Source organism: Streptomyces sp. NBC_01537 (assembly GCF_045040445.1).
In the GTDB taxonomy this organism is placed as follows: Bacteria; Actinomycetota; Actinomycetes; order Streptomycetales; family Streptomycetaceae; genus Actinacidiphila.
This window is the reverse complement of record NZ_CP109392.1, coordinates 8,738,943-8,765,078: the sequence shown is the minus strand read 5'-3', so window position 1 is coordinate 8,765,078 and position 26,136 is coordinate 8,738,943. Positions and strand designations below refer to the sequence as shown.

Here is a 26,136-nt window from a genome sequence, read left to right as displayed (position 1 = left end):
AGCTGTCACCGGCGTCACCGACTCCGAGCGCCACGCGGCGATGGGTTCCCTTCAGGTTGGACTGCTCGCCGCGCACGACGATCACGGGGCACTCGGCGCGGGACGCAACCGCCAGGCCGGTCGATCCGAGCAGCAGCCCGGAGAGTTCGCCCCGGCCGCGGTGTCCGGTGACCAGCGCGAACGCGGTGCGGCCCTCGCGCAGGAGCGCCGACACCGTGTCCTCGGACAGCACGTCGGCGGTGACCTTCACGTCCGGGTCGCCCAGCCGGGCGCGCTCGGCCGCGGCGGCGATGATCTGCTCGCCCAGGGCCTGTCCGGACGGCCCCGGCCGGGGCTGAAGGGCGGCATCGTCCCTTCGTAGCGCTCCCACAGGCTCGCGTGCACCAGCCGCAGCGGCACACCGTGCCGCACCGCCTCGGCCACGGCCCAGTCAACCGCCAGCAGGCTCGACTCCGATCCGTCGACACCGACCACCAGGGGAAGCTCCACCGTCCCCACCGCCTTTCGCTCGTTTCGCCGTACAGGACTGCGCGTACGCACCGTGGCACCGTCTGTCAGCGCGGACGAGGGGCCGATGCGGCCCCGGTGTGGGCCGGCCGGCCCACGCGTGCGCGGGCCGGCCGGGCGGACATTGAAGGAGAGGCGACATCCAGGCGAAGGAGGCGGCAGCCATGACCATGCAGCACCGATGCGTCAGCGATCTGATGACGAGGGACGTCGTCCGCGCAGGTCGGGACACGCCCTTCAAGGAGATCGCCAAGCTCCTGATGGAATACGACATCACGGCCCTGCCCGTCGTGGACGACGCGGACCGCCCGGTGGGCGTGGTGTCCGAAGCGGACCTGCTGCGCAAGGAAGCGCAGCAGTCGGATCCGGCCGGGCTGCTGCCCGCCGCGCACACACCGCACGCAGACCGGGCCAAGGCCGAAGCGATCACGGCCGACGGGCTGATGACCGGCCCGGCCGTTGTCGCCCGCCCCCAGTGGTCCGTCGTGGAGGCCGCCCGGGTGATGGAGAGCAATCACGTCAAGCGGCTTCCGGTGGTGGACGACGGAGGTCGGCTGGTCGGCGTGATCAGCCGTGCCGACCTGCTGCGGGTCTTCCTGCGGCGGGACAGCGCCATCCGCGAGGAGATCCAGGGCGATGTCCTCACCCGGACGCTCGGTCTGGCCCCGTACTCGGTGACCGTCCACGTCGTAGACGGTCGCGTCACCCTGACCGGCACCGTCGGGCAGGAGAGCCTCATCCCCGTCGTGGAGCGGCTGTGCCGCGGCGTGGACGGTGTCGTCGACGTCCGCAGCGACCTCGACCACAAGCCGGGCGCCTGACCGATCGCACCGGACCGCACCGGACCGCACCGGACCGAATCGGGGCCGAACGGCCCTCTCCTCGCCCCCGGCCAGCCCCAGCCGGCCGCACTGTCGCCGGTGGATCGTCGAAGCGGCACCGAGGAGAAGAGGACCGTGATGACCGGCACCCCGCACAGCGTGCGACCCGTCCACGCGCTGCTGTCCGACGGCAGGACGGTGGAGATACGACCGGCACAGCCGGAGGACCACCAGCAGGTGGTACGGCTGTACGAGAAGATGTCGGCCGAGAATCTGCGGCTGCGGTTCTTCGGAGCCAGCCGTCTGTCGGGCCGGATGGCCGCGGACCGGCTGTGCGCCCCGCCGCGGCCCGGTCACCGTGCCCTGATCGCCGCCCACGCCGGACAGGTCGTCGGCGTTGCCGAATACGAGACCGCCGCGGAACCCACGTCTGCTGAGATCGCCCTGGCGGTCGCCGACGACTTCCACCACCGCGGCGTGGGCACGCTGCTACTGGAGCACCTGGTGCACGCCGCCCGCGAGGACGGTGTCACGGCCTTCACCGCCGACGCGCTGGCCGACAACCGTCTGATGCACAAGGTCTTCGCCGATCTCGGCCTCAACACCGCGCGCCGGTTCGACGGCACCGAAGTCCACTGCACCATCCGGCTCGACCCGGACGAGCACTACCTGACCGCCGTCGACGAACGCGGCCGGACCGCCGACACGGCGAGCCTGCGGCCGCTGCTGCGCCCGCGCTCCGTCGCGGTGGTCGGTGCGGGCACCAAGCCCGGATCGGTGGGGCGGGCGGTGCTGAAGAACATCCGGCGAGCCGGCTTCACCGGCCGCCTTTACGCCGTCAACCCACATGCCCACGCCATCGAGCACACGCCGTGCTTCCCCGGCGTCACAGCGCTTCCGGATCCTCCCGACCTCGCCGTGATCGCCGTGCCCGCCCACGCGGTGCCGGAGACGGCCGAGAGTTGCGGAAAGTCCGGCGTGCACGCCCTGGTCGTTCTGACCTCCGGTCTGGACCGCGGTGAGGCGTCCGCCCTGCTGGCCGTCTGCCGCCGCTACGGCATGCGGTTGGCCGGCCCCAACTGCCTGGGCATCGCCAACACCGAGGAGCCAATCCGGCTGGACGCGACATTCGCCGCGCACCGCCCGCTGCCCGGCACGGCCGGGGTCGCGGTGCAGTCCGGCGGGGTCGGGATCGCGCTGCTCGGCGGGCTGTCCCGGCTCGGGATCGGCGTGTCCAGCTTCGTGTCGCTGGGCGACAAGTACGACGTCAGCGGCAACGACCTGCTGCAGTGGTGGGAGGACGACGGCACCACCGACCTGGCTCTGCTGCACCTGGAGTCGTTCGGCAATCCGCGCGCCTTCTCGCGTACGGCACGACGGGTCGCCCGGCGCATGCCGGTGCTGACCGTCGACGCCGGCCGGTCCACCGCCGGGCGCCGGGCCGCCGCTTCCCATACCGCTGCGGCCGCCACCCCGACGATGACCCGGCAGGCCCTGTTCACCCAGGCCGGCGTCATCGCCACCCGGACGATCGGCGAACTTCTCGACACCGCCGCCCTGCTGCACTCCCAGCCGCTTCCGGCCGGGGCCCGGGTGGCCGTCGTGTCGAACGCCGGCGGCGCGGCCGTGCTGGCCGCCGACGCCTGCGCCGAGGCCGGGCTGACCGTCCCCGAGCTTCCCACCGGCCTGGTCACCGATCTCCTGGGCCTGCTCCCCGCGGGGGCGAGCGCCGCCAACCCGGTCGACGCCACCGCCGTCGTGGGCGCCGAGGCCCTGCGGGCCTGCGTGGACCGGCTGTGCGAGCACGGTGCCGTGGACGCGGTCCTGGTGGCCCTGGTACCCACCGCTCTGGCCGAGGCCACCGGCGACGAGCCCCTCAGGGCCCTCACGCATTCGGCCCCCGAACAGCGATCCCGGCCGGTCGCCGCGGTCCTGCTCGACCAGGCGGACCGGGTCCGGCTGCTGCACACCACCGGTGGCGGCGCCGTCCCCGCGTACGCAGACCCGCAGGACGCCGCCCGGGCCCTGGCCCATGCCGCCGCCCGCACCCGCTGGCTCGACCGGCCGCCGGGCACGGTACCGGAGCTGACCGGCACCGACCCGGCGGGGGCCCGCGCGCTCGTCGACGGCTTCCTCGCGGCGAACCCCGAGGGCGGCTGGCTCGACCCGCGCCAGTGCGCGGACCTGCTGGACCGTTACGGCATCCCGCACCTTCCGCAGGCCTGGGCCGAGACCGAGCAGGAGGCCGTCGAAGCCGCCGCCTGCCTGGCCGGACCCGACGGCCGCGTCGTCCTCAAGGCCCACTGGCCCGGCCTGCTGCACAAGAGCGACCAGGCCGCGGTCGTGCTCGATCTGGAGGGCCCGGAGCAGATCCGGGCCGCCCACCGTGACCTCACGGCCCGGTTCGGCACCGTCCTTACCGGCGTCCTGGTCCAGCCCATGGCGAAGCGCGGCACCGAACTGGTCGCCGGCGTCGTCCAGGACGAGGTCTTCGGTCCGCTGGTCCTGTTCGGGCTGGGCGGCACAGCGACCGAGCTCCTCGCCGATCACGCCGCCCGTCTCGCTCCGCTCACCGACCGCGACGTGCACGATCTGATCACCGCGCCGCGCTGTGCCCCCCTGCTCTTCGGCCACCGCGGCAGCGGCCCGGTGGACCTGGAGGGACTGGAGCAGGTGCTCCTGCGACTGTCACAACTCGCGAGTGACCTGCCGCAACTCGCCGAGGCCGACCTCAATCCGGTCGTCGCCCGGCCCGACGGCGTCACCGCCCTCGACGTACGCATCCGCGTACTGCCCCGGCACGCCCGGGATCCGTATCTGCGCCGCCTGCGCTGAGAAATCCGAAGCTGGAACGGAGAACGCCATGAAGCACCAGAAGATCGGCAACGTAATGACGGGCGACGTCGTCCGGGTTGTCGGCACAACACCGTTCAAGGAGGTCGCGGCGCTGCTCGCGGAGCACCGCATCAGCGGTCTGCCGGTCGTTGACGACGACGACAAGGTCATCGGGGTCATCTCCGAGACCGACCTGATGCTCCGCCAGGCCGAACAGGTGGAGGCCGACGGCAGGCGGCGCCTGCGCCTGACCCCCGCCGCCCGCCGGGCCGCCGCCAAGGCCCGGGCGCGTACCGCCGGGCAGCTGATGTCCACTCCGCCGGTCACCGTCCGCGCCGACGACTCCATCGCGCGCGCCGCCCGCACCATGGCGCAGCGCCGTGTCGAACGGCTGCCCGTGGTGGACGAGGAGGACCGCCTGGTCGGCATCGTCACCCGCCGTGACCTTCTGCAGGTCTTCCTCCGCCCCGACGAGGACATCCGCGAAGAGGTGATCGACGAGATCCTTGTCCGCACCATGTGGCTCGGCCGGCAGGCCATCGGCGTGACCGTCGTCGACGGCGTCGTGACCCTGGACGGCCGGATGGAGCGGGAGAGCGAAGTCACCATCACCGTGCAGATGGCGCGGCAGATCGACGGCGTGGTCGCCGTCGTCGACCACCTCACCTACCGCTTCGACGACTCCCAGCTGCGCCCGGCCGAACCGGCGATGCACGGTGTCGCCGACGACTGGGTCCGCAGGCTCTGACGAAAGGCGGACACCGTGTACATGTACGACCACGGCATGACCGGCTGGGGCTACGCCCTCATGGCCCTGGGAACCCTCGGTTTCTGGGCGCTGGTGGCCCTGGCCGCCATGGCGCTGCTGCGCCGCCCGGCGGCCGGCCCGCACCTGCCCGGTCCGACGCCGCAGCAGCTGCTCGCCGAGCGATTCGCCCGGGGCGAGATCGACGACGACGAGTACTACCAGCGGCTCGCCACCCTGGAATACGGCGGTCCGCCACAGAAGAAGAGGCGAATCACCATGACCGCACAGCGCGTGCTCATCGCCTACGGAACGAAGAACGGCGCCACGGCAGAGATCGCCGAGTGGATCGCCGAGGAACTGCGCGAGCAGGACCTCGACACCGACGTCCGGTCCGCCGCCTCGGTCCGCGACATCGCCGCGTACGACGCCGTGGTGCTGGGAGGGGGCCTGTACGCGGGCCGCTGGCAGCGCGACGCCACCGGCTTCGCCCGCCGCCACCGCGAGGCGCTCACCCGGCGGCCGGTCTGGCTGTTCAGCAGCGGCCCGCTCGACGCCTCCGCCTCGGAACGCGACATCCCGCCCGCGCGCGGGGTGAGCCGCATCGCCGACCGCCTGGACGCCCGTGACCACGTGACGTTCGGCGGCAGCCTCACCGAAGGCGCCCAGGGCTTCATCGCCCGCCAGATCCTCAAGCAGGGCAAGGGCGGCGACTTCCGCGACCGTGAGCAGATCCGCGCGTGGGCCCATGGCATCGCGACCAGACTCAGCGGCTCCGCGCAACCCGCTGACCACGGCTGACGCCACGCGTGGGCCGAGCGGTCGCAGAGACGGGGCTGCTCGGCCCATGTCCCGGACAGGGTTCCGACCCACGATGGTGGTGGGCGGCTCCTGCCGCTGCCGAACCGCCATCACTGGCCCGGAGGGCCGTCACATGACCACTACGACAAACATCCTCGCCGTACTGCCCCCGGAGGGCCGCGAGCGGCTGATGGAGCTGGCCCGTGAGGTGTCCTTCCCCGCGGGGACCCGGATCTTCGAAGAGGGCCGCAAGGCCGACCGTTTCTGGATCATCCGCACCGGCTCGGTCACCCTCGACCTGCACGTCCCCGGCCGCCGCGCCGCCGGCGTCGAGATCCTCGGCCCCGGCGACCTGCTGGGCTGGTCGTGGCTCTTCCCGCCCTACACCTGGCATCTGGGCGCGGAGGCCCAGAGCCCCGTACGGGCGCTGGAGTTCGACGCCACGGTCGTGCGCGCCCTGATCGAGGCCGACCCGGTGTTCGGGCGGGCCATCTCCCGCCGGATCGCCGAGATCGTCGCCCACCGGCTGCAGGGCGCCCGCACCCGGCTGCTCGACCTGTACGGGCCCCAGGGCAGCGGCCCCCTGCGGTGAGCGCGGCCACTCGCACTCGCCGCCGACCCGGTCAAGGAGGACCTCATGCATGGCACCCCCCACATCGTGAGCGACGTGATGACCCAGACCGTCGTCGCCCTCGGCCGTGACGCCCGGTTCAAGGAGATCGTCCGGACGATGGAGCAGTGGAAGGTCAGCGCCCTGCCTGTCCTGGCGGGCGACGGACGTGTCATCGGCGTGGTCTCGGAGGCGGACCTGCTGCCCAAGGAGGAGTTCCGGGACAGCGATCCCACCCGCTTCGAGCAGCTGCGCCGGCTGGACGACCTCGGCAAGGCGGGAGCGCTGACCGCCGGAGACCTGATGACGACTCCGGCCGTCTCCGTCCACGCCGATGCCACCCTCTCCCAGGCCGCCAGGGCAATGGCCCAGCGGCGCGTCAAGCGGCTGCCCGTCGTCGACGCCGAGGGGATGCTCACCGGCATCGTCAGCCGCAGCGACCTGCTCAAGGTCTTCCTGCGCCCCGACGAGGACATCGAGGAAGAGGTGCGCCGCGAGGTGGTCGCCTATCTCTTCCCCGGTGAGCCCCCGGCCGTCCGGGTTCAGGTGAAGGAGGGCGTGGTCACGCTCGCAGGGACGGTACGCGACACCGCCCTGGTCCCGGTGGCGGCCCGGCTGGCCCGTGCGGTCGAAGGCGTCGTGGACATCAGGTGCGAGCTCACCGGCCCGGTTCCCGAGCCCAGGTGAGTACGACATCAGCGGCCCGGCGGTGCGATCAGCACCGCCGGGCCGCTGACACCCGGTCCCGTCACCAGCCCCGCTACGCCGTGCGGTGTCCCCACTTCGGGCCCACCTCGGCCCACTCGCTCTCCCACTCCCCCGCCCGGCGGCGGTCCAGCCGCAGCCGTACGACCCAGCGACCGCCCAGCACCAGCGCGCCGGCGCCCGCCGCGGCGAGCGATCCGAAGAAGATCCCCTGGGCCGTGGCCTCGGCGGGCGTGGCCGGGGGGTCCTTCAGCGCACCGTGCTCGTCGAGCCAGATCGTGGTCCGGGCGCCGGAGTCGGTGCCGGGCTTCACCAGTGCCCTGCCGGTGTGCGTTGTGCCGTCGGACGCGGTCCAGCGGACGGCCGCACGGACCCGGCCGCTGTCCGAACCGCCGTAGACGGTCGACTTCGCGGCGGCGTCCCGGGTGAGTACGGCAGAGGCCGTGTGCCAGTTCTGGCTCGCAATCAGCGTGGCGTCCTCCACGCCGATCGCGGTGGCGGCACCGACCGCCGGGGCGCCGGCGGCCAGCAGCCCGCCTGCCGCCAGGACCACCCATGCTTCCGTGACATCGGACCTGCGCTTGAGCGGGTTTCGCCGCCAGCGCCAGAGCCGCACCTTGGTGGACATCGCCTGCCCCCTTCCGGATTCGTACGAAGACCGTCCCATTCACACGGCGCGGGGAAGAGAGCCGACCAGGTCCCAGACGGGGGACATCCGGACGGCGGCGGGAGGGCAGCATGGGACCGTTCGGCCCTGTTGCGGCACCGGCCGGACGGTCCACGATCGTGTCAGAGGACGGCATCACGACGGCGCGAAGGACGGACATGACCGAGGCACGGGCATTCTCCCCGCAGACACCGATCAGGGTGTTCCTGCTCGACGACCACGAGGTGGTCCGGCGCGGCGTGCACGACCTGCTCGACGCCGAGCCCGACATCGAGGTCGTCGGCGAGGCCGGGACGATCGACCACGCCCTCGCGCGCGGCCCGGCGCTGCGCCCCGACGTCGCGATCCTGGACGTACGGCTGCCCGACGGCGACGGGATCACGGTCTGCCGGGAGCTGCGCTCGCGCATGCCGGAGCTGGCGTGCCTGATGCTGACGTCGTTCGACGACGACGACGCGCTGCTGGACGCGATCATGGCCGGTGCCGCCGGGTATGTGCTGAAGCAGATCAAGGGCTCCGACCTGATCGCCGCCGTCCGCACGGTGGCCTCCGGGCAGTCGATGCTCGACCCGGCCACCACCACCCGGCTGATGAGCAGTCTGCGTGGCGACGACGCCCCGCAGGAGGAACCGCAGGACGCGGTGCTGGCCTCGCTGACCCCGCGTGAACGCGAGATCCTCGGCCTGATCGGTGAGGGGCTGACGAACCGGCAGATCGGCCAGCGGCTCTATCTGTCGGAGAAGACGGTCAAGAACCACATCTCCCGCCTCCTCGCCAAGCTCGGCGTCGAACGCCGCATCCAGGCCGCCGTCCTGGCCACCCAGGTCGGTCCGCAGCACTCCTCCGAGCCCCACCGGCGCTGAGATCGGGGCCGGCCGGTCCCCGCTGCCGGGACCGACGGCCCCTGCCGGCCGCCCTCCCGCCCGCAGGAGTCTGATCCCAGGCCACGCCGGGAGGAGCAGGACATGCGACCCACCACCCTCGACGCGGCGACGCTGGAGAAGCTCATCTCCGCCGCCGTCGCCGCCCCGTCGATTCACAACACCCAGCCGTGGCGCTACCGCCTGGACCCCGACACCTCCACCCTGGAGGTGCGCGCGGCTCCGGAGCGCGGCCTGCGGCACACCGACCCGCTGGGGCGGGCGCTGCACGTCTCGGTCGGCGCGGCGCTGTTCAACCTCCGGGTCGCCGTTGCCCACTTCGGCTGGGAGCCCGTCGTACGCCTGCTGCCGCACCCCGGCGAGCCGGAGCTGCTCGCCTCCGTACGGCTGGCCGGGCCCGCCGGGACCAGCCGTCACCGCCCGGACCTCTACGACGTGCTGTGGCGGCGGCACACCAGCCGCTTCCCGTTCTCCGGGCGTCACTTGCCGCCCATGCTGCTGGCCGAACTGACCGAGGCCGCGCATGCGGAGGGCGCCGTGCTGACTCTGCCGGATCACGAGGAGACGGTGCGTCTGCTGCGAGTGACCGCCACGGCGGAGCGCCGCAACGCCGAGGACCCGGGCCGCCGGGCGGAGACCCGCAGCTGGATCCGGGCGGGCGCCTCGGACGGACTGACCGGGGCCGCGCTGGGCCCGCAGGATGCCACGGGACGCCTGCCGGTGCGGGACTTCTCAGGTGTGCGTCCCGCGGACGGACTTCCGATGGCCACGTTCGAGGGCCGGCCGCTCATCGCCGTGCTGACCACCGCCCATGACCGCCGTGCCGACTGGCTGCGAGCCGGTCAGGCCCTGGAGCAGATCCTGCTGGTCGCCACCGCCCGCTCGGCGCGCGCCTCGCTGCTGCACCAGGCCCTGGAATGGCCGGACCTGCGGGGTGCGCTGCACGGCGCCCTGCACGGCCGGCGCGAAGCCCCCGCGCACGTACAGATGCTCATACGCCTGGGCTACGGCCCGCCCGGGCCGGCCACCCCGCGCCGCCCAGCGCGGGAACTGCGTGAGGACTGATTCGCCGCTCAGCCGACGGACAAGGGCACCCGCCACACCAGACGGGTGCCGCCGCCGGAGGGCGCGTCGATCGTCAGCTCGCCGCCGAGCAACTCGGCGCGCTCGGCGAGGTTGCGCAGCCCGCTGCGGCGGCCGCCGTCCGATATGCCCACGCCGTTGTCCGCGACCGTCAGGGTCAGCTCACCGGCGCGGACCACGAGCGAGACATCGGCGGAGGAGGCCTGTGCGTGCCGCCCGACATTGGCCAGCGCCTCACCGAGGACGGCGACCACATGGTCCCGGACATTGCCCGGTACATCGGTGTCCACCAGCCCCTCCATGCGCAGGGACGCGGTGAAGCCGAGGGCGGGGACGGCCTCCTCGATCGTTCTGGCCGTGCGGACCCGCAGTCCCTGGACGGCCGGGCCGGCGTCATGCGTGCGCAGCCCGAAGATCGTCGAGCGGATGATCTTGATGGTCTCGTCCAGGTCGTCCACCGCCCGCAGCAGCCGCTCGGTCCCCTCGGGCCGGTCGACGAAGCGCAGTGTGCTCTGCAGCGTCATGCCGGTGGCGAAGAGCCGCTGGATGGCCAGGTCGTGCAGATCACGGGCGATCCGGTCCCGGTCCTCGAACAGGACGATCTGCTCGGCGTCCCGCCGCCGCTCCGCCAGTTCCATCGCCACCGCCGCCTGCCCGGCGAAACCCAGCAACGGTGCCGCCTCCGCCTGGGTGAAGGCCGCCGCTCCCTCTACTCTGGCCAGCAGCAACACGCCCTTGACCCCGACGCCGGTCACCATCGGCACCGCGATGGCCGGGCCGAGTCCCGCCCAGCGCGGCGGCCCCGCGGTGACCCGGGGGTCCTTCGCCACCTCGGCGCTGGTGATCGTCTCAGCGGCCACGATGGCCGCGCCCACGAACGAGCCCTCGCGAGGCAGGATCAGCCCCCGGTGGGACTCGGCGTCGGTCCCCGTGGCCAGCGCCACCTGAAGGTCCTCCGACCCGTCCACCGGTACCGCCAGCGCTCCCAGATCCGCGTCCAGAATGCCCCGGGCGTGGTCCACGATCAGCTCCAGGACCCGGTCCCCGTCGATCCCGGACAGCAGACCGCTGGTGATCGCGGCGTTCGCCTCCAGCCACCGCTGACGCAGCCGCGACTCCTCGTACAACCGGGCGTTCTCGATCGCCACCCCGGCCGCCACCGCCAGCGTGGACAGCACGGTCTCGTCCTCGCCGTCGAACTGCTGGCCGCCCCGCTTCTCCGTCAGGTAGATGTTGCCGAACACCTCGTCCCGCACCCGGATCGGCACCCCCAGGAACGAGTGCATCGGCGGATGGTTCGCCGGAAAACCGTACGAGGCCGGGTGCTCGGAGATCTCCTCCAGCCGCAGCGGCTCCGGGTGCCGGATCAGCTCCCCCAGAATCCCGTGCCCCGACGGCAGCGGGCCGATCGCCGCGATCTGCTCCTTGCCCATCCCCACCGGCAGGAACTGCGAAAGCCGCTCCGCCTGCTCCTCGTCGATCACCCCGAGGGCCCCGTACTCCGCGTCCACCAGCAGCACCGCCGCCTCGACGATCCGCTGCAGCACCTGCGACAGATCCAGCTCCCGGCCGACCGACAGCACCGCCTCCAGCAGGCTGTGCACCCGGTCCCGCGTACCGCGTACCGCGTTGATCCGGACCTGCAGCTCGTCCAGCAGCTCATCCAGCCGCAACCGCGGCAGCGACTCGCCGCTCCCGACGCCGCTTTCGCCCACCGGTTCCTCCGCTCAGGCTCGAATCAACGGACCGCACAAACGTACGTCTCCACCGTATCCGCCGCCTCGTCTCCTGGCAGCGTTCGCCACCTCAAAACCGGTACCCGAACGGCCTTGTCCACAGGGACAGTCGGCCCCTGCCGCCGACGGGCGAGCCGGGCGCACAGTGGCCTCATGAACAGGCGCATTGTCATTCTGGGAAGCGGCATCGCGGGCACACTCGCAGCGAACCGGCTGCGGCGTCACTATGACGAGAGCGAGTTCGGGATCGTCGTGGTCGACAGATATGACGACCATCTCTGCCGGCCCGCCCTGGTCTCCGTCCCCTTCGGGCTCGCCGAACCGGGCCGCATCGTCCGGCCTGCGTCCCGTCAGCTCGCCGACGGCATCGGCTTCCGCAAGGCCGAGGCCGACCGCGTCGACCTCGACACGGACACCGTCCACTTCACCGACGGATCCTCCTACCGCTACGACGTACTGGTCCTGGCCACCGGGGCGGCTCCGATGCCCGGGGCCGCCGGTGGCCCCAGTGACAAGGTCCTGCCCTTCCACGACCTCCCGAGCGCTGTGGCGCTGCGCGACGCGCTGCGCCGCTTCGACGGCGGCCGCCTGGTCGTCGACATCGCCGGCACACCCGTCGGCACTCCCGTCGGCACTCCCGTGGAGCCCTTGGAGTTCTGTTTCCTCGCCGACTGGTACTTCCGCCGGCGGAAGATCCGCGATCGCGTCGAACTGGCCTACGTCACCCCGCTGAACGGTGCCGGCAGCCGGCCGGAGGCCTCCCGGGCCCTGGGCCAGCTGCTGGAGGAGAAGTGGATCCGGATGACGCCGAGGTTCACCGCCTCCGTCATCGACGGCGAGAACGGCCGCCTGCTCAACGACGGGGGCCATGAGATCCCGTTCGACCTGGCCGTGGTGTTCCCACAGCTCCAGGGTGCGCCCTGGTTGGTCCGGTCCCCAGGTCTGGCCGACGAGCGCGGCTTCGTCACCGTCGACCGGCACACCCTCCAGTGCAAGTCCAAGCCCAACGTCTTCGCCCTGGGTGACGCCGCCGGACTGCCCGTCCCGCGGAGCACATCGGCCGTCTCCTCCCAGGCCGGGACGCTGGTCCACAACATCCGCCGCTTCCTCGCCGACGAGCCCCTGGACGCCTCGTACGACGGCCGCGCGGCCTGCCGCGTCGAGACGGGCTTCGGCAGGGCTCTGCTCCTGGACTCCACGTACGACACCGAAGCGCGGCCGGGCCGCGAGTCCCGCCTCGTCCACGCCGGCGCACGGGCGGCCCAGCGGCTGTACTGGAGTGCGGTGCTCCCCGGCCGCGCGGACAGGGTCCGGGTGGCCCGGACCGGGGACCATCGGCCCCTGGGAGCCGGGTCCACGCCACCGTGACGCTGAGTGTGGGCAGCGGAATCGTCCGCTGCCCACCGAAGCGGACAGGGAGGTACACCCCATGCTTCGCCCCATCACCGTCGGCCTGGACGGTTCCCCCGAGAGCCGCGCCGTACACGCGTGGAGCCTGCCGCCCGCCTACGGGTACGACCCGGCCGCCCTGCGCATCGCGGACGAGGACGGTGGCGTGGAGGCCCGGCAGGTTACGGGCGCCGGCCGACGCGCTGTGCCCCTGGCGGGAGAAGTTCCCGCAGGTCCCGGTGGCCGAGCAGGCCGGGCGCGGATACGCCGGCTACGTGGTCCTGAGGGCGGCCGCCCGCGCCGGGCCGGCCGTCGTCGGCCGCCGGGTGCACCGGCCCGCTCTCGGCATGCGCATCGGCCCCGTCACGCATGCCGTACTCCACCACGTCCCCGCCCCCGTCGCGGTCGTCCCGCACGACTGACCGGCGCTCCGCCCGGTACGGAAGGAAGACCACCATGAACCGCTACGTGTACGACTTCACGGAGGGCGGCCGCGAGATGGCCGACCTCCTCGGCGGCAAGGGCGCCAACCTGGCCGAGATGACCCGGATGGGGCTGCCCGTCCCGCCCGGCTTCACCGTCACCACCCGCGCCTGCCGGGCCTTTCTTGCCCACGGCGCCGAACCGGAGGACCTGGGCCGGGAGGTCGCCCTGCATCTGGCGGCCCTGGAACAGGCCGCCGGACGGCAGCTGGGGCAGCCGGACGACCCGCTGCTGCTCTCCGTACGCTCCGGCGCACGGTTCTCCATGCCCGGCATGATGGAGACGATCCTCGACATCGGGCTGAACGACGACTCCGTGCTCGGCCTGGCCAAGACCTCCGGGCACGAGCGATTCGCCTGGGACTCCTACCGCCGCCTCGTGCAGATGTTCGGCAGCACCGTGATGGGCGTCGACGGCGCGCTCTTCGAGGACGCCCTCGGCCGGCTCAAGGAAGACCGGGGCGCGGCCGACGACCTGCGTCTGGACGCCCACGACCTCGCCGGGCTCGTCGAGACGTACAAGGCCCTGATCCGCCGTGAGACCGGCACGGACTTCCCGCAGGACCCTCAGGAGCAGCTCCAGCGGGCCATCCGCGCCGTGTTCTCCTCCTGGAACGGCGAGCGCGCCCGGCTGTACCGCAGGCGCGAGCACATCCCCGACGACCTGGGCACCGCGGTCAACGTACAGACGATGGTCTTCGGCAACCTCGGCCCCACCGCGACCTCCAAGGGCAGCGGAAGCGGAGTCGCCTTCACCCGCGACCCGGCCACCGGCCGGTCCGGCCTGTACGGCGACTACCTGCCCGACGCACAGGGCGAGGACGTCGTCGCCGGCATCCGCAACACCGTCACCCTGGACGAACTGGAGGAGCTCGACCCGCTCTCGTACACCCAGCTGCGCGACTACCTGCGGATCCTGGAGAACCACTACCGGGACCTGTGCGACATCGAGTTCACCATCGAGCGCGGCAAACTGTGGATGCTGCAGACCCGGGTCGGCAAGCGCACCGCGGAGGCCGCCTTCGCCATCGCGTCCGAGCTGGTCGACGAGGACCTCATCACGGCGGACGAAGCCCTGGCACGGGTCAGCGGTGACGGACTCGCGCGGCTGATGTTCCCGCGCTTCGACACCGCGTCGGTCGGTGCGCCGCTCGCCCACGGCATCCCGGCCTCGCCGGGTGCGGCGGTCGGCGCGGCGGTCTTCGACTCCGCTGAGGCGGTCCGTCGTGCCGCCGCCGGGGAGAAGGTCATCCTGGTGCGCCAGGAGACCACCCCCGACGATCTGCCCGGCATGGTCGCCGCCCAGGCCGTCCTCACCAGCCGCGGTGGCAAGACCAGCCACGCCGCCGTGGTCGCCCGTGGCATGGGCAAGGTGTGCGTGTGCGGCGCCGAGGAACTCACGGTGGCCACCGGGGCCCGCCGCTTCACCGCGGACGGCACGACGGTGACCGAGGGCACCGTCATCTCGGTGGACGGCACCGCCGGCGCCGTCTACCAGGGAGCGGCTCCGCTGATCGACTCCGTCGTGATGCGGTACTTCGAAACCGGCGGACAGGCCCCCGGCGGCGACTCGCAGACCGTGCTCGGCGCGGTGCACCGGCTCATGGGACGGGCCGACACCGCACGGCGGCTGGGGGTGCGGGCGAACGCCGACACACCCGAGGACGCCGCACGCGCCCGGCGCTTCGGCGCCGAGGGCATCGGTCTGTGCCGCACCGAACACATGTTCCTCGGTGACCGCCGCCGACTGGTCGAGGCGATGATCCTTGCCCGCACCGACGCCGAGCGGGAGAATGCCCTGGCGGCACTGCTGCCCTTGCAGCGCCAGGACTTCGTCGGCATCCTCCAGGCGATGGACGGACTTCCCGTCACCATCCGCCTGCTGGATCCTCCGCTGCACGAATTCCTGCCCGACCGCACCGAACTGGCCGTGCGCATCGCCTCCGCCGAGGCCCACGGCGGCCCGCCGGACGCGCACGACGCCGAGCTCATGGCCGCCGTCAACCGCATGCACGAGGAGAACCCGATGCTGGGCCTGCGCGGCGTGCGCCTGGGCCTGGTGGTGCCGGGCCTGACCGCCATGCAGGTACGGGCCATCGCCGAGGCCGTCGTGGAACGCAAGCGGGCGGGCGGCGACCCGAAGGCGGAGATCATGGTCCCGCTGATCGACACGGTCCAGGAACTGCGCATCGTCCGCACCGAGGTGGAACAGGTCCTGGCCGAGGTCTCCGAGGCCGCCGGCATCCCCGTCGAGTGCCCGGTCGGCACCATGATCGAGCTGCCCAGGGCGGCGCTGACGGCGGGCCGGATCGCCCAGGAGGCGCAGTTCTTCTCGTTCGGCACCAACGACCTGACCCAGACCACCTGGGGCTTCTCCCGCGACGACGTGGAGGCGGCGTTCTTCTCCGCCTACCTCGACAAGGGCATCTTCACCGTCTCCCCCTTCGAGACCATCGACCGCGAGGGCGTGGGACGCCTGGTGGAGATCGCCGTCGCCGAGGGCCGGGCCGCCCGGCCCGACCTGAAGATCGGCGTCTGCGGCGAGCACGGCGGCGACCCCGCCTCCGTCCACTTCTTCCACGACGCCGGCCTGGACTACGTGTCCTGCTCGCCCTTCCGCGTGCCGGTGGCCCGGCTGGAGGCGGGCCGGGCGGCCCTTGCCGGAACGGAGGGCAGTGACAGCCGATGACGGTGCGACCCGGCCCTCCCGCCGGGGCCGAACGGCCCTGGGCCTTGATCGGCTCCGGCGGGAGGCTGGAGCCGACACGGAGCAAGTGCCAGTGGAAGAAGGAGTGGTCCGCATGACTGCCAGAAACACCGGGGCCCGCGCTGCCGAGGCCGTCCGGGTACGAGCCGAGGGCGACGTCGGTGAAGAGGCCCTCGCATACATCCGGACCAAGGTCGGCGCGATAGTGACGAGGCAAGGGCTGCCGGCGGTCACCGGCGAGGTGCGGATCGCCAAGGCGTCCGCCCACCACACCGAGCACCCGTGGTCGGCCGTGGCCGAACTCCAGGTCGGCAGCGTGGTCGTGGTCGCCCACGCGCGTGAGGCCACCAGCGAGGAGGTCACCGACCGGCTGCAGGACCGGCTGCGCCGTCAGGTGGAGCGGGTGGCCCACGACGGCAACGCCGCCGCCCGACGGGCAGTCACCCCGCCCTGGCGCGGCGGGCCGGCGACCGACGGTGCCACGAGCGGCATCGCCGGACAGGCCGACGCCCGCCCTGCCTGACCCGTCGTACGGGACGCGGCGGCGGCACCGGCCTGGCTCCACCGCACAGGACGGTGCCGCTCACTCGATGTCGAGCACGTCCCCTACCGGGCGGCGTGGCGTCCCTGGGGATTCGGGGCCGTATCCGAGGCGCAGCACCATCTGCACGGACCCCATGGCCGTCTGCGGGTCGCGCACGAACCGGCGCAGGTCAGGCCATTCGAGGGCGTGGGAGGTGAGCGAGGTGGACAGCCCGTTCACGGTGGCCAGGAGGAGGACACGTTCCAGTGCCTGGCCCGCCTTCAGCCAGTCGGCCGGCCGGTCGTCGGCTGTGCCGAGCAGGACCAGGTGAGGCGTGTGCTCGAAGGCGGCGGCGCCGCGGTCGGGCACGGGGCGGCGGCCGGCGAAATCGCGCGCCGGGGCTCTGCCGTCCCGTTTGCGGGGCCCGAAGGCGTACTCGGGGATCCCATCCGTCGCCGCATCGGCGACGTCGGCCCCGATGCGGGTCCAGCGCTCCAGTTCCTCGGAGCGTCCAGCGTCGACGGTGTCCCGTCCTTCCGCGTCGTGAACCAGTTCCAGCAGCGACTCCACATGCCACGCGCCGGGAAAGACCAGCTGTGCCCCTTCCTGGCGGGCGGCGTCGCGCAGAACATCCTGCACCGCAGGGGGTATCTCCTGGTCTGCGAATGGATGACGGCTGGTGTGCCGTCGGTGGATCGCCGGGTACAGCCGGATGAGGCCGCTGCCGGGGGCCGCCGTGTCGTTCAGCCGCACCGTGGCGAGCAGGTCCGGGTCTGCCGGGTCGGGCAGCAGTTCGGCAGCCGGTTCCCAGCCCGCATGGGCGGCGGCGACCCGCAGGTTGAACAGGGCCGCGCCGCAACCGAGGTGGAGGGCGCGGCCCGCCGGGTCGGAGTTCGGCATCGCGCGCCCGGGATCCGCGCGCAGATGGAAGGTCCGGCCGTCGCGGAGAAAACGGAACCGCCACGGCTGCGCGTTGTGCATCGACGGGGCGGCCGTGGCGTCCTTCACCAGGGCCGTCACGGTCTTGGTGTCGAGCCGTTGCACCAGCACCGGGGGCCTCCCTGAGGGAGCTGACGGGCCGGGCCTGCACGAAGGCGCCCGTCACTGCCTCCACTATTCCACCCGCGGGGTGGATGCGCCGGGCAGCCTGCGGTGATCGCCGCTGCCTTGCTCAGTCCGGCTCCATGTAGGAGCGGCGGAATACGGGTGCCTGGCCGGTGCCGTACGGGCGTATGGCCGCCAGCGCCTGAACGACCCCCGACTCCAGGGGCCCACTGGTGTCGACGGCGACGGCCTCCGCCCATGGCTGCTCCTTGGCCGCCATGGCTTTGACCACGTCAAGATCGGCGTCGGATGCTCCGGGTTCCCGGGTCCCCAGGCGGGCCGCCGACACATCGCCCGGAACCTGGCAGTGCAAGGCCACCAGATCGGCGCTGGTGTGTTCGGCCATGCGCAGGGCGGCTTCGCGCTGCCGGGCATCGGACCAGGTGGCGTCGAGGACGACGGATTCGCCGGAGGACAGCAGGGTGGCTGCGCGGCCGAGGAGGGCCGCGTAGGTCTTTTCGGTCCACTCGGGCGTGTACAGGCCTTGGCCGTAGCCGGCGGCCGCGGACTGCTCGGCCGGGATGCCCGCCAGTTCCTTGCGCAGGCGGTCGCTGCTGAGCAGCGTGACGCCCAGGCGATCGGCCAGCGCGCCGGAGAGTGTGGACTTCCCACTGCCCGGAAGCCCGCCGACGAGCGTCAGGCCGACGGCGGAGGTACGCAGGTGACGCAGTGCCGTCACGGCCAGTCGCCGTGCGGCCGCCGCCGCGTCGGGCGCGCCCTGGCGGGCCTGGATCAGGGAGACCTTGGCGCGGACGAAGGCCCGGTAGGCGACATAGTGGTGCCACAGGGACGGTGGTGCCGGGTCGCCGGAGTACTCGCTGTACTGGGCGAGGAAGAACCGCGCGGCCTGCGGGTCGCCGAGCTGCTCCAGATCCATGGCGAGGAAGGCGGCGTCGTCGAGTCCGTCGACGTAGCGCAGGTGGTCGTCGAACTCCAGGCAGTCCAGGACGCGGGGGCCGTCGTCGAGGCAGAAGATGTCCTGGGCGAGCAGGTCGCCGTGGCCGTCGACCACTCGCCCCTGCTCGATGCGCATGTCGAACAGTTGTTTGCGACCGGCGAGGTAGCGGCGCACCAGGCGTTCGACCTCCGCCACGTCGTCGGGCACGTGGCCGTCCTCGGCCAGTGCGCGGACCTGTGTGAAGCTCGCTTCCCAGCGCGCCGCCAGTGCGTCCCGGGTGCCCTGCTCGTCCACGTCCCGGCCGCGGGGCGCCTCCGCGTGGCGTGTGGCGAGCAGCCGGGCGACGGCCCGCAGGGCATCGTCGACGGCTGCGCCTTCCCGTACCAGCCGGGACAGGCGGCGCTCGGACGGCATGCGGCGCATGACGACGAGCGGTTCGGGCACGTCCGTGTCCGGGCTGCGGAACTCTCCCAGGCCCAGGTAGACGTCGGGGGCGAAGCGGCGGTTGAGGGTGACTTCCCGCTCGCACGCGGCCCGCCGCGCCGCCACGGTCGTGTAGTCCAGGAACTCCAGGTCGACCGGTTTCTTGAGCTTGTAGACGCGGTCCCCGGCGAAGAACACCACCGCGGTGTGGGTCTCGCAGACCTCGGCGCGCGGAAGAGGCGGTGCGGACATCCTCTGCTCCCTGCGGCGGGCCGGCTCAGTCATGGGGTACGACGGCGAGGGGGCAGGCCGCGTGGTGCGCGGCGGCATGGGCCACGGGACCGAGGCGCCCAGCCAGGGCGCCGCGGTGCTTCCGCCGGCCGACCACCAGCAGGTCGGCGCCTTGCGCCTCCCGTACGGCGGCCCGGGCGGGGCTCTCGAGGCGCACCACGTCGGTCACCTGCACGCCGGGGAACTTCTCGCACCACGGCCGGAGTGCCTCGTTCAGTTCCTTCCGCGCGTCTTCCGCGATCTCGTCGCCGACCTCGGGTTTCGCGCCCCAGTGCATGTGCGCCTGCACCGGCAGGCTGCGTCCGTGGACCGCTCTCAGCGGTACACCGCGCGAAGCGGCGGCATCGAAGGCGAACTCGAGAAGCTCGTCACCGGGACCATGGAGGCTCAGCCCGACCACCACACCGCCCTCCTGCGCGGGGGACGGGGTTTCCTCCTCCGTGCCTGCGCGGACGAGCACCACCGGCCGCTCGGCCCGCGAAGCGACGTCCGTGCTGATGTCGCCGAGGAAGAAACTCTGGACATGCGCGACCGCGCGCGAGCCCAGCACGACCATCTGGGCCTGCGATGCCGCTTTCAGCAGCGCGGGCCCGGCCTGTTCGGCGACCATGTCCTCGACGATGGACAGACCGGGATGGCGCTTGTGGAGCTCGGTCTGCGCGTCGTGCACGATGCGCAGGGCCCAGTAGTTCTGGTCCTTCGGCGAGGGGATACCCGTCGCGTCCGGCGACAGCATGATCCACGCGTGCAGCAGGTGCAACGTCAGCCCCCGCCGGTCGGCCTCGGCGGCGCCCCAGCGGGCGGCGGCCAGACTCGCGGGTGAACCGTCCAGACCCACGGTGATCACTGGTTCCATGACGGCTGCCTCCGTCTCGATAGAAGCTGGAAAGAAAGCCGGCAGGACCGCGCGGCAGGGAACCCCGAGCCGGTACTTCCACTGTTCCATGCCCGGGCCCATCCGGCCGCTCCTGCCGAGCCGGGTCACCAGTAGCCCAGGACCGCGAACCAGGCAGCTCCGACGCCCATCCAGATGACGATGTTGGCCGTGGCGGCGATGAGCCCGGTGCGCCACCACTCGCCGAGGGTGACGTAGCCGCCGCCGAACAGCACCGGTGCCGGGCCGGAGGCGTAGTGGGTCAGGCCGCCGTACAGCGAGCTGATGAAGCCCAGGACCAGGGCGGCCATCAGCGGCGGTGCGCCGGTGGCGACGGCCGCGCCCAGGAACGCCGCGTACATCGCCGCCACGTGGGCGGTGTTGGAGGCGAAGAGGTAGTGGGCGAACAGGTAGACGACGGTGAGGATCACGAACGCCGACTGCCAGCCGAGACCGGCGGTGGCGTCGGTGATCGTCCCGCTGAACCAGCCGATCACGCCGAGCTCCTGGAGCTGGCCGGCCATCATGACCAGCACGGCGAACCAGACCAGCGTCGTCCAGGCGCCCTTCTCGGCGACCAGGTCGCCCCAGGTCAGTACCCCGGTGATCAGCAGCACAACGACACCGGTGAACGCGCTGGTCGTGGCCGAGAGGTCGTACATCTGGCCCCCGACGGACCACAGCAGGAGCAGCAGGACGAAGGTTCCGCCCATGATCCACTCATGGCGCGACATGGAGCCGAGTTCGGCCAGCTCCGCGCGGGCCTGGCGGGGTGCCTCGGGGGTGTCCTTCAGCTGCGGCGGGTAGACCCTGTACAGCAGCGCGGGGATGACCAGGAGGGCGATGAGCCCGGGGACGGATGCGGCGATCGCCCAGCGGGTCCAGGTGAGGTCGACGCCCTGGGCCGCGGCGAACTTCTGCACCAGTGGGTTGGCGGCCATCGCGGTGAGGAACATCGCGCTGGTGACGGTGTTGACCTGCATCGCGGTCACGGTGAGGTAGGAGCCGAGCTTGCGGCGGCTCTCGTCGCCGGGCTCCGAGCCCGCGTTCATGCTGAGCGAGCGGATGATCGGCTGGATGACCCCACCGGAGCGGGCGGTGTTGCTGGGGGTGGCCGGGGCCAGTACCAGGTCGGTGAGGGTGACCCCGTAGGCCAGGCCGAGGCTGCTCCTGCCCAGCGTCCGGACGAACAGCAGCGCGATGCGGCGTCCCAGCCCGGTCTTGGTGAAGCCGATGGAGATGAAGAACGCTGCCACGATCAGCCAGATCGTGGGTTCGGAGAAGCCGCCCAGGGCGACGCCGGGTTCCAGCGTTCCGGTGATCATGGTTGCGGTCAGTCCGATGAGTGCGACCGCCGCCAGCGGCAGCGGTTGCAGGATCAGCCCCAGGACCGTCGCCGTGAAGATCGCCAGAACGGCCCAGCCCGCGGGCTTCACCTCGTCCGGCCGCGGGATCAGGAAGACGATGGTTCCGGCCGCGATGGGGATGACCCACTTCATGGCCGCCCACAGCGCGTCGCCGCGGATCTTCAGGTTCGCCGGGCCCGGCCCTGCGCCGGTCTCCGATGCCGTGTCGAGGAAATGAAACCTCATGCCCCCACATCCCCTTGTCGTAGAGCCATGAGGCTCCGAATCGTTGTGAGATGATGCGGTAGCGCCTTCGGGTCCATGGCCGTGTGCCGGGCTACGAGACGAACGTCCGGACCGCGCTCTTCAGTTCGGCCAGCCCCTTCTTGGCGTCCGAGAAGAACATGCCGGTCTTCGGGTTGGCGTAGAGCTCGTTGTCGATGCCGGCGTAGCCGTGGCCCATGGAGCGCTTGATGACGACGATGCTCTTGGCCTTGTCGACATCGAGGATCGGCATGCCCGAGATGGCGTTGCCGGGGCGGCGGGCGGCCGGGTTGGTGACGTCGTTGGCGCCGATCACCAGCGCGACGTCGGCCTGCGGGAACTCGGGGTTGACGTCCTCCATCTCCTTCAGCTGCGGGTAGGGGACGTTGGCCTCGGCGAGGAGGACGTTCATGTGGCCGGGCATGCGTCCGGCGACGGGGTGGATGGCGTAGCTGACGTCGATGCCGTGTTCCTCCAGCAGGTTGGCGAGGTCGCCGAGTTCGTGCTGGGCCTGGGCGGCGGCGAGGCCGTAGCCGGGGACGATGATGACCTTGCTGGCGTAGGCGAGCTGGATGGCCACGTCGTCGGCGGAGACCGAGCGGACCTGGGCCCCGGCCGCGTCCGTGCCGACGGCCACGACGGTGTCGCCGGTGCCGAAGCCGCCGATGATGATGTTGGCGATGGAGCGGTTCATGGCGTCGGCCATGAGCTTGGTGAGGATGCCTCCGGAGGCGCCGACCAGGGCCCCGGCAATGATGAGGGCGGGCTCGTCCAGGACGAAGCCGGCCATGGCGACGGCCGTGCCGGTGAAGGCGTTCAGCAGCGAGATCACGACGGGCATGTCCGCGCCGCCGATCGGCAGGACCATCGAGACGCCGAAGGCCAGCGCGGCCAGCAGCAGGATGAGCATCGCGGTGACGCTGGCGGGGTCCAGGACCAGCCACAGCGTTCCCAGCGCGAAGACGGCCGGCAGGGCGACGCTCGTCGCGCGGGCGCCGGGGAAGACGATGGGGCGGCCGGGGATGGTGCCCTGGAGCTTGCCGGCCGCGATGAACGAGCCGGAGAAGGTGACCGCGCCGATCACGATGTCCAGTGCGCCCGGCACGGTGACCCGCGCGGCCAGGTCGCCCGGATGGGCGGTCTGGAGCAGGTCGGTGACGGTGATCAGTACGGCGGCGCCTCCGCCGACCGCGTTGAACAGGCTGACCAGTTGCGGCATCGAGGTCATCTCGACACTGCGGGCCGCGTAGAGCCCGAGGCCGGAGCCGAGGACGCCACCGAGCAGCAGGACCAGCCAGCCGGTGGCGGTGATGGCGCCCTGGCCGGCCAGCAGGACCACGGTGGCCGAGATGGCGGCGGCCATGCCCGCCGCGGACAGGGTGTTGCCGCGGCGGGCGGTGCGCGGGGAGTTCATCAGGTGCAGGCCGAGGACGAAGCAGGCCGCCGCGCCCAGGAAGGCGTAACCGACAGTGGTTTCAACGGTGTTCATGGCGGTCAGCCCTCGTCCTTCTGGGGCGTCGGCGCCGTCGGTGCGGCGGGACGGGCCCGGAACATGTGGAGCATGCGGTCGGTGACGACGTATCCGCCGACGACGTTCATCGCGCCGAAGGCCACCGCCACGAAGGCCAGCAGGTAGCCGAGCGCGTTGTGCGCCTCGGCGGCGATGAGCATCGCGCCGATCACGACGATGCCGTGGATGGCGTTGGCGCCGGACATCAGCGGGGTGTGCAGGGTCGCGGGGACCTTGCTGATGACCTCGAAGCCGACCAGCACGCTCAGTACGAACACGGTGACGGCGGTGAGGAGATCGAGGTTCATGAGACACCTTCCAAAGTGCCGTCGGAGCCGACGAGGACAGCCCCGAGAGCCTGGTTGACGATCTCGCCCCGGTGAGTGACGAGAACCGCCTCCTGGATCTCGTCGTCCGGGTCGATGACCAGTTGGCCGTCACACACGAGGTGCGTCAGCAGGGCGGTGACATTGCGGGCGTAGGCGGTGGACGCGGCTGTGGCCATCGCCGAGGGCAGGTTCCCGGCACCGATCACCGTCACGCCGCTGTAGAGGACGGCGGTTTTGTCGGGCTTGGACAGCTCGACGTTGCCGCCCAGGTCGCTCGCCGCCATGTCGATGACCACCGAGCCGGGCCGCATCCGTTCCAGGGCCTGCGCGGTCACCAGCAGCGGCGGCTTGCTGCCGGGCACCTGGGCGGTGGTGATCACGATGTCGGAGCGGGCGATGTGCGCGTCCAGCGCCTCCTGCTGCGCCCGCTGCTCCTGCTCGGTCAGCTCCCGTGCGTAGCCGCCGGTCCCGGCGCCCGACGTCACGGCCGACAGGTCCAGGAACCGGGCGCCGAGGGACTCCACCTCCCCTCTCGACGCGGGGCGCACGTCGTATGCGCTGACCACCGCGCCGAGGCGGCGGGCCGTGGCGATGGCCTGCAGCCCGGCCACCCCGGCGCCGAGGACGAGAACTGCGGCGGGCTTGGAGGTGCCCGCGGCGGTGGTCAGCATCGGCAGGAAGCGGTCGTAGGAGTCGGCGGCGAGCAGGACCGCCTTGTAGCCGGCGACGCTCGCCTGTGAGGTCAGGGCGTCCATGGACTGGGCGCGGCTGAGGGTACGGGGCAGCAGATCCAGGCTCACCGCGGTAACGCCCTGCTCGGCCCAGTCCTTGACGCGGCCGCGGTTGTGCAGCGGGGCGAGCAGGCCGATGAGCGTCTGCCCTGAGCGCAGGGCGACCGAGGTCTCGGCGTCCGGCAGGCCGACGCACAGCACGGCGTCGGCGCGCTCGAACAGTTCCTCGGCCGTTACGACGGCCGCGCCCGCCGCCGCGTAGTCGGCGTCGGCGAACCAGGCGCCCGCCCCGGCCCCGGCCTCGACGAGAACGTCGAGGCCGGCCTGACGCAGGCGGGTCACGGCCTCGGGGACGAGGGCGACGCGGCGTTCGCCGGGTGCCCGCTCCCTCACGGCCCCTACGGTGATGGTTCCCATGATCGGCTGCCTTTCACTTTCCGTGAGCGTCCGCGGGCTTCCGCGGGCTTCCGCGAGCGTCAGAACTCGAAGACGAGCCGGGCTTCGGCCCGCCCGCCCAGGACCTCGTCGATGGCGTCGTTGACCTGGTCCAGGCGCCGCGTCTCGGCGATCACCCGGGTGCGGCCCGCCGCGTGCAGCGCGAAGACCTCGGCGAGGTCCTGGCGGGTGCCGACGATGGAGCCGATGACGGAGATGCCGAACAGCACGGTCTCGAAGATCGGCACCTTGATGGCCGCGTCGTCGCCGGGCAGGGCCACGCACACCAGCCGGCCGCCCCGGTTCAGGGACCGGTACGCCTGCTCGAAGACCTTCGGCGAGGCGGCGAGCACGATGGCCACGTCGGCGCCGCCGACGGCCTTGATCTCCTCGACGGGGTCGTGGGTGCGGGCGTTGACCAGGTGGTCGGCCCCGAGTTGGTGGGCCACCCCGAGCTTGTCCGGTTCGATGTCGACCGCGGTGACGAAGGCGCCGACCAGCCGCGCGTACTGCACCGCGAGGTGGCCGAGGCCGCCGATCCCGAACACCGCGACCCGCTCGGCCGGCACCACGTTCGCGACCTTGACCGCCTTGTACGTGGTGACGCCCGCGCAGGTCAGCGGGGCCGCGTCGAGCGAGCTGACGCCGTCCGGGACCTCGACGACCGCGCCCGCGTCGACGACGACGTACTCGCCGTAGCAACCGTCCACCGAGTAGCCGGTGTTGACCTGGCTCGGGCACAGCGTCTCCCACCCGGAGACGCAGTAACGGCAGTGCCCGCACGACGAGCCCAGCCACGGGATGGCGACCCGCTTGCCGACCAGAGCGGCGTCGACGCCCTCGCCGACCCGCTCGACCGGGCCGACGCCCTCGTGGCCGGGGATGAAGGGCGGGTTCGGCTTGACCGGCCAGTCGCCGTGGGCCGCGTGGATGTCGGTGTGGCACAGCCCGGAGGCCTCCATACGGACCAGCACCTGGCCGGGGCCGGGCTCCGGGACGGGGAGTTCCTGGATTTCGAGCGGCTTGCCGAACTCGGTGACCACTGCTGCCTTCATGACGTTCATGACATGCTCCTTGGTTCGTTGTGGGGTGGGCGCGAGGATCCGCGCCGTGAAGTGCAGGCCGTCGCCGGCCGCGAGGGAGAAGCCGCCCGGTGTGCCGGGCGCGGTGTCGAGCAGCAAGCGTGGGCGGCCAAGGGCCTGGTACAGGTCGGCGTCGATGTGGAAGGGGCAGCCGTCCAGGACGCCGAGCAGCAGGTCGCCGTCACCGACCGCGAACTCCCCGAGCCGGAAACACATCGGCTCGCTGCCGTCGCAGCATCCTGCGGACTGGACGAACATCACCGGTTCCCCGGTGGCGGCGCGGAGGGCCGCGATGGCCTTCCGCGCCGCCGGGGTGGCGGTGACGCGCCCGGCGGAGGCGTTCCGGGTGGTGGTCAC

Annotated in this window: 22 protein-coding genes and 2 pseudogenes; 12 read left to right on the top strand and 12 right to left on the bottom strand. The window is 72.2% G+C overall.

Annotated features, from left to right (window positions below; genetic code table 11):
• Positions 1–130: 130 nt before the first annotated feature.
• A pseudogene (locus OG607_RS40300) lies at positions 131–423 on the bottom strand (universal stress protein); the annotation flags it as partial.
• A 254-nt stretch (positions 424–677) separates the two neighbouring features.
• Here OG607_RS40300 and OG607_RS40295 point away from each other — a divergent pair.
• The 6 genes from OG607_RS40295 (at position 678) to OG607_RS40270 (ending at position 7,006) form a co-directional block, all read left to right on the top strand.
• Positions 678–1,328 carry a CBS domain-containing protein gene (locus OG607_RS40295; protein ID WP_405737382.1) on the top strand — a complete coding sequence of 217 codons (651 nt, stop codon included), beginning with the start codon at positions 678–680 and terminating at the stop codon, positions 1,326–1,328.
• 138 nt (positions 1,329–1,466) lie between these two features.
• Positions 1,467–4,163, top strand: a complete 2,697-nt coding sequence (locus OG607_RS40290; protein WP_405737380.1) for a GNAT family N-acetyltransferase — start codon at positions 1,467–1,469, stop codon at positions 4,161–4,163.
• A gap of 28 nt (positions 4,164–4,191) precedes the next feature.
• Positions 4,192–4,911, top strand: coding sequence for a CBS domain-containing protein (locus tag OG607_RS40285; RefSeq protein ID WP_405734510.1), 720 nt, complete (start codon positions 4,192–4,194; stop codon positions 4,909–4,911).
• 21 nt (positions 4,912–4,932) lie between these two features.
• Positions 4,933–5,709, top strand: a complete 777-nt coding sequence (locus OG607_RS40280; RefSeq protein WP_405737378.1) for a flavodoxin domain-containing protein — start codon at positions 4,933–4,935, stop codon at positions 5,707–5,709.
• 133 nt (positions 5,710–5,842) lie between these two features.
• Entirely contained in the window at positions 5,843–6,301 is a 459-nt protein-coding gene (locus OG607_RS40275) for a Crp/Fnr family transcriptional regulator (RefSeq protein WP_405734508.1), read from the top strand.
• 45 nt (positions 6,302–6,346) lie between these two features.
• Complete coding sequence (locus OG607_RS40270; protein ID WP_405734506.1) at positions 6,347–7,006, top strand: CBS domain-containing protein; 660 nt, start codon at positions 6,347–6,349, stop codon at positions 7,004–7,006.
• 73 nt (positions 7,007–7,079) lie between these two features.
• Here OG607_RS40270 and OG607_RS40265 read toward each other — a convergent pair whose 3' ends face one another.
• Entirely contained in the window at positions 7,080–7,652 is a 573-nt protein-coding gene (locus OG607_RS40265; RefSeq protein ID WP_405734504.1) for a hypothetical protein, read from the bottom strand.
• A gap of 197 nt (positions 7,653–7,849) precedes the next feature.
• Here OG607_RS40265 and OG607_RS40260 point away from each other — a divergent pair, with 197 nt between their 5' ends.
• Together OG607_RS40260 and OG607_RS40255 are read left to right on the top strand one after the other, a co-directional pair.
• Complete coding sequence (locus tag OG607_RS40260; RefSeq protein WP_405734502.1) at positions 7,850–8,554, top strand: response regulator; 705 nt, start codon at positions 7,850–7,852, stop codon at positions 8,552–8,554.
• Between the two features lie 102 nt (positions 8,555–8,656).
• Positions 8,657–9,637, top strand: coding sequence for an Acg family FMN-binding oxidoreductase (locus OG607_RS40255; RefSeq protein ID WP_405734500.1), 981 nt, complete (start codon positions 8,657–8,659; stop codon positions 9,635–9,637).
• Positions 9,638–9,645: 8 nt separating this feature from the next.
• On the opposite strand, the gene OG607_RS40250 is transcribed toward OG607_RS40255, so the two are convergent.
• Positions 9,646–11,370 (bottom strand): GAF domain-containing protein, encoded by a 1,725-nt coding sequence (locus OG607_RS40250; protein ID WP_405734498.1) that lies wholly within the window; start codon positions 11,368–11,370, stop codon positions 9,646–9,648.
• 174 nt (positions 11,371–11,544) lie between these two features.
• Here OG607_RS40250 and OG607_RS40245 point away from each other — a divergent pair, with 174 nt between their 5' ends.
• From OG607_RS40245 to OG607_RS40230, 4 genes are all read left to right on the top strand, one after another.
• On the top strand, positions 11,545–12,759 hold the full coding sequence (locus tag OG607_RS40245; protein ID WP_405734496.1) for an NAD(P)/FAD-dependent oxidoreductase: 1,215 nt from the start codon (positions 11,545–11,547) through the stop codon (positions 12,757–12,759).
• A 182-nt stretch (positions 12,760–12,941) separates the two neighbouring features.
• Positions 12,942–13,202 carry a universal stress protein gene (locus OG607_RS40240; protein WP_405734494.1) on the top strand — a complete coding sequence of 87 codons (261 nt, stop codon included), beginning with the start codon at positions 12,942–12,944 and terminating at the stop codon, positions 13,200–13,202.
• Between the two features lie 34 nt (positions 13,203–13,236).
• Positions 13,237–15,951 carry a pyruvate, phosphate dikinase gene (gene ppdK / locus OG607_RS40235; RefSeq protein ID WP_405734492.1) on the top strand — a complete coding sequence of 905 codons (2,715 nt, stop codon included), beginning with the start codon at positions 13,237–13,239 and terminating at the stop codon, positions 15,949–15,951.
• Between the two features lie 112 nt (positions 15,952–16,063).
• Positions 16,064–16,492: a hypothetical protein gene (locus tag OG607_RS40230; protein ID WP_405734490.1), complete on the top strand. Its 429-nt coding sequence runs from the start codon at positions 16,064–16,066 to the stop codon at positions 16,490–16,492.
• Between the two features lie 60 nt (positions 16,493–16,552).
• On the opposite strand, the gene OG607_RS40225 is transcribed toward OG607_RS40230, so the two are convergent.
• From OG607_RS40225 to OG607_RS40185, 9 genes and pseudogenes are all read right to left on the bottom strand, one after another.
• Positions 16,553–17,542: an Acg family FMN-binding oxidoreductase gene (locus OG607_RS40225; protein ID WP_405734488.1), complete on the bottom strand. Its 990-nt coding sequence runs from the start codon at positions 17,540–17,542 to the stop codon at positions 16,553–16,555.
• 121 nt (positions 17,543–17,663) lie between these two features.
• Entirely contained in the window at positions 17,664–19,169 is a 1,506-nt protein-coding gene (locus OG607_RS40220) for an AAA family ATPase (protein WP_405734486.1), read from the bottom strand.
• 25 nt (positions 19,170–19,194) lie between these two features.
• The gene (locus OG607_RS40215) at positions 19,195–20,064 is read right to left on the bottom strand and encodes a universal stress protein (RefSeq protein WP_405734481.1); all 870 of its coding nucleotides are present in this window, start codon (positions 20,062–20,064) and stop codon (positions 19,195–19,197) included.
• 125 nt (positions 20,065–20,189) lie between these two features.
• Positions 20,190–21,674, bottom strand: a complete 1,485-nt coding sequence (locus tag OG607_RS40210; RefSeq protein WP_405734479.1) for an anion permease — start codon at positions 21,672–21,674, stop codon at positions 20,190–20,192.
• A gap of 91 nt (positions 21,675–21,765) precedes the next feature.
• Positions 21,766–23,181 carry an NAD(P)(+) transhydrogenase (Re/Si-specific) subunit beta gene (locus OG607_RS40205; RefSeq protein WP_405734477.1) on the bottom strand — a complete coding sequence of 472 codons (1,416 nt, stop codon included), beginning with the start codon at positions 23,179–23,181 and terminating at the stop codon, positions 21,766–21,768.
• 5 nt (positions 23,182–23,186) lie between these two features.
• Positions 23,187–23,510 (bottom strand): NAD(P) transhydrogenase subunit alpha, encoded by a 324-nt coding sequence (locus tag OG607_RS40200; RefSeq protein ID WP_405734476.1) that lies wholly within the window; start codon positions 23,508–23,510, stop codon positions 23,187–23,189.
• Positions 23,507–24,655 (bottom strand): NAD(P) transhydrogenase subunit alpha, encoded by a 1,149-nt coding sequence (locus OG607_RS40195; RefSeq protein WP_405734474.1) that lies wholly within the window; start codon positions 24,653–24,655, stop codon positions 23,507–23,509. Before OG607_RS40195 ends, OG607_RS40200 begins: the two co-directional genes overlap by 4 nt.
• Positions 24,656–24,738: 83 nt before the next feature.
• Positions 24,739–25,752: a zinc-dependent alcohol dehydrogenase gene (locus OG607_RS40190; protein WP_405737376.1), complete on the bottom strand. Its 1,014-nt coding sequence runs from the start codon at positions 25,750–25,752 to the stop codon at positions 24,739–24,741.
• 60 nt (positions 25,753–25,812) lie between these two features.
• Positions 25,813–26,136: pseudogene (locus OG607_RS40185) on the bottom strand (DUF779 domain-containing protein); the annotation flags it as partial.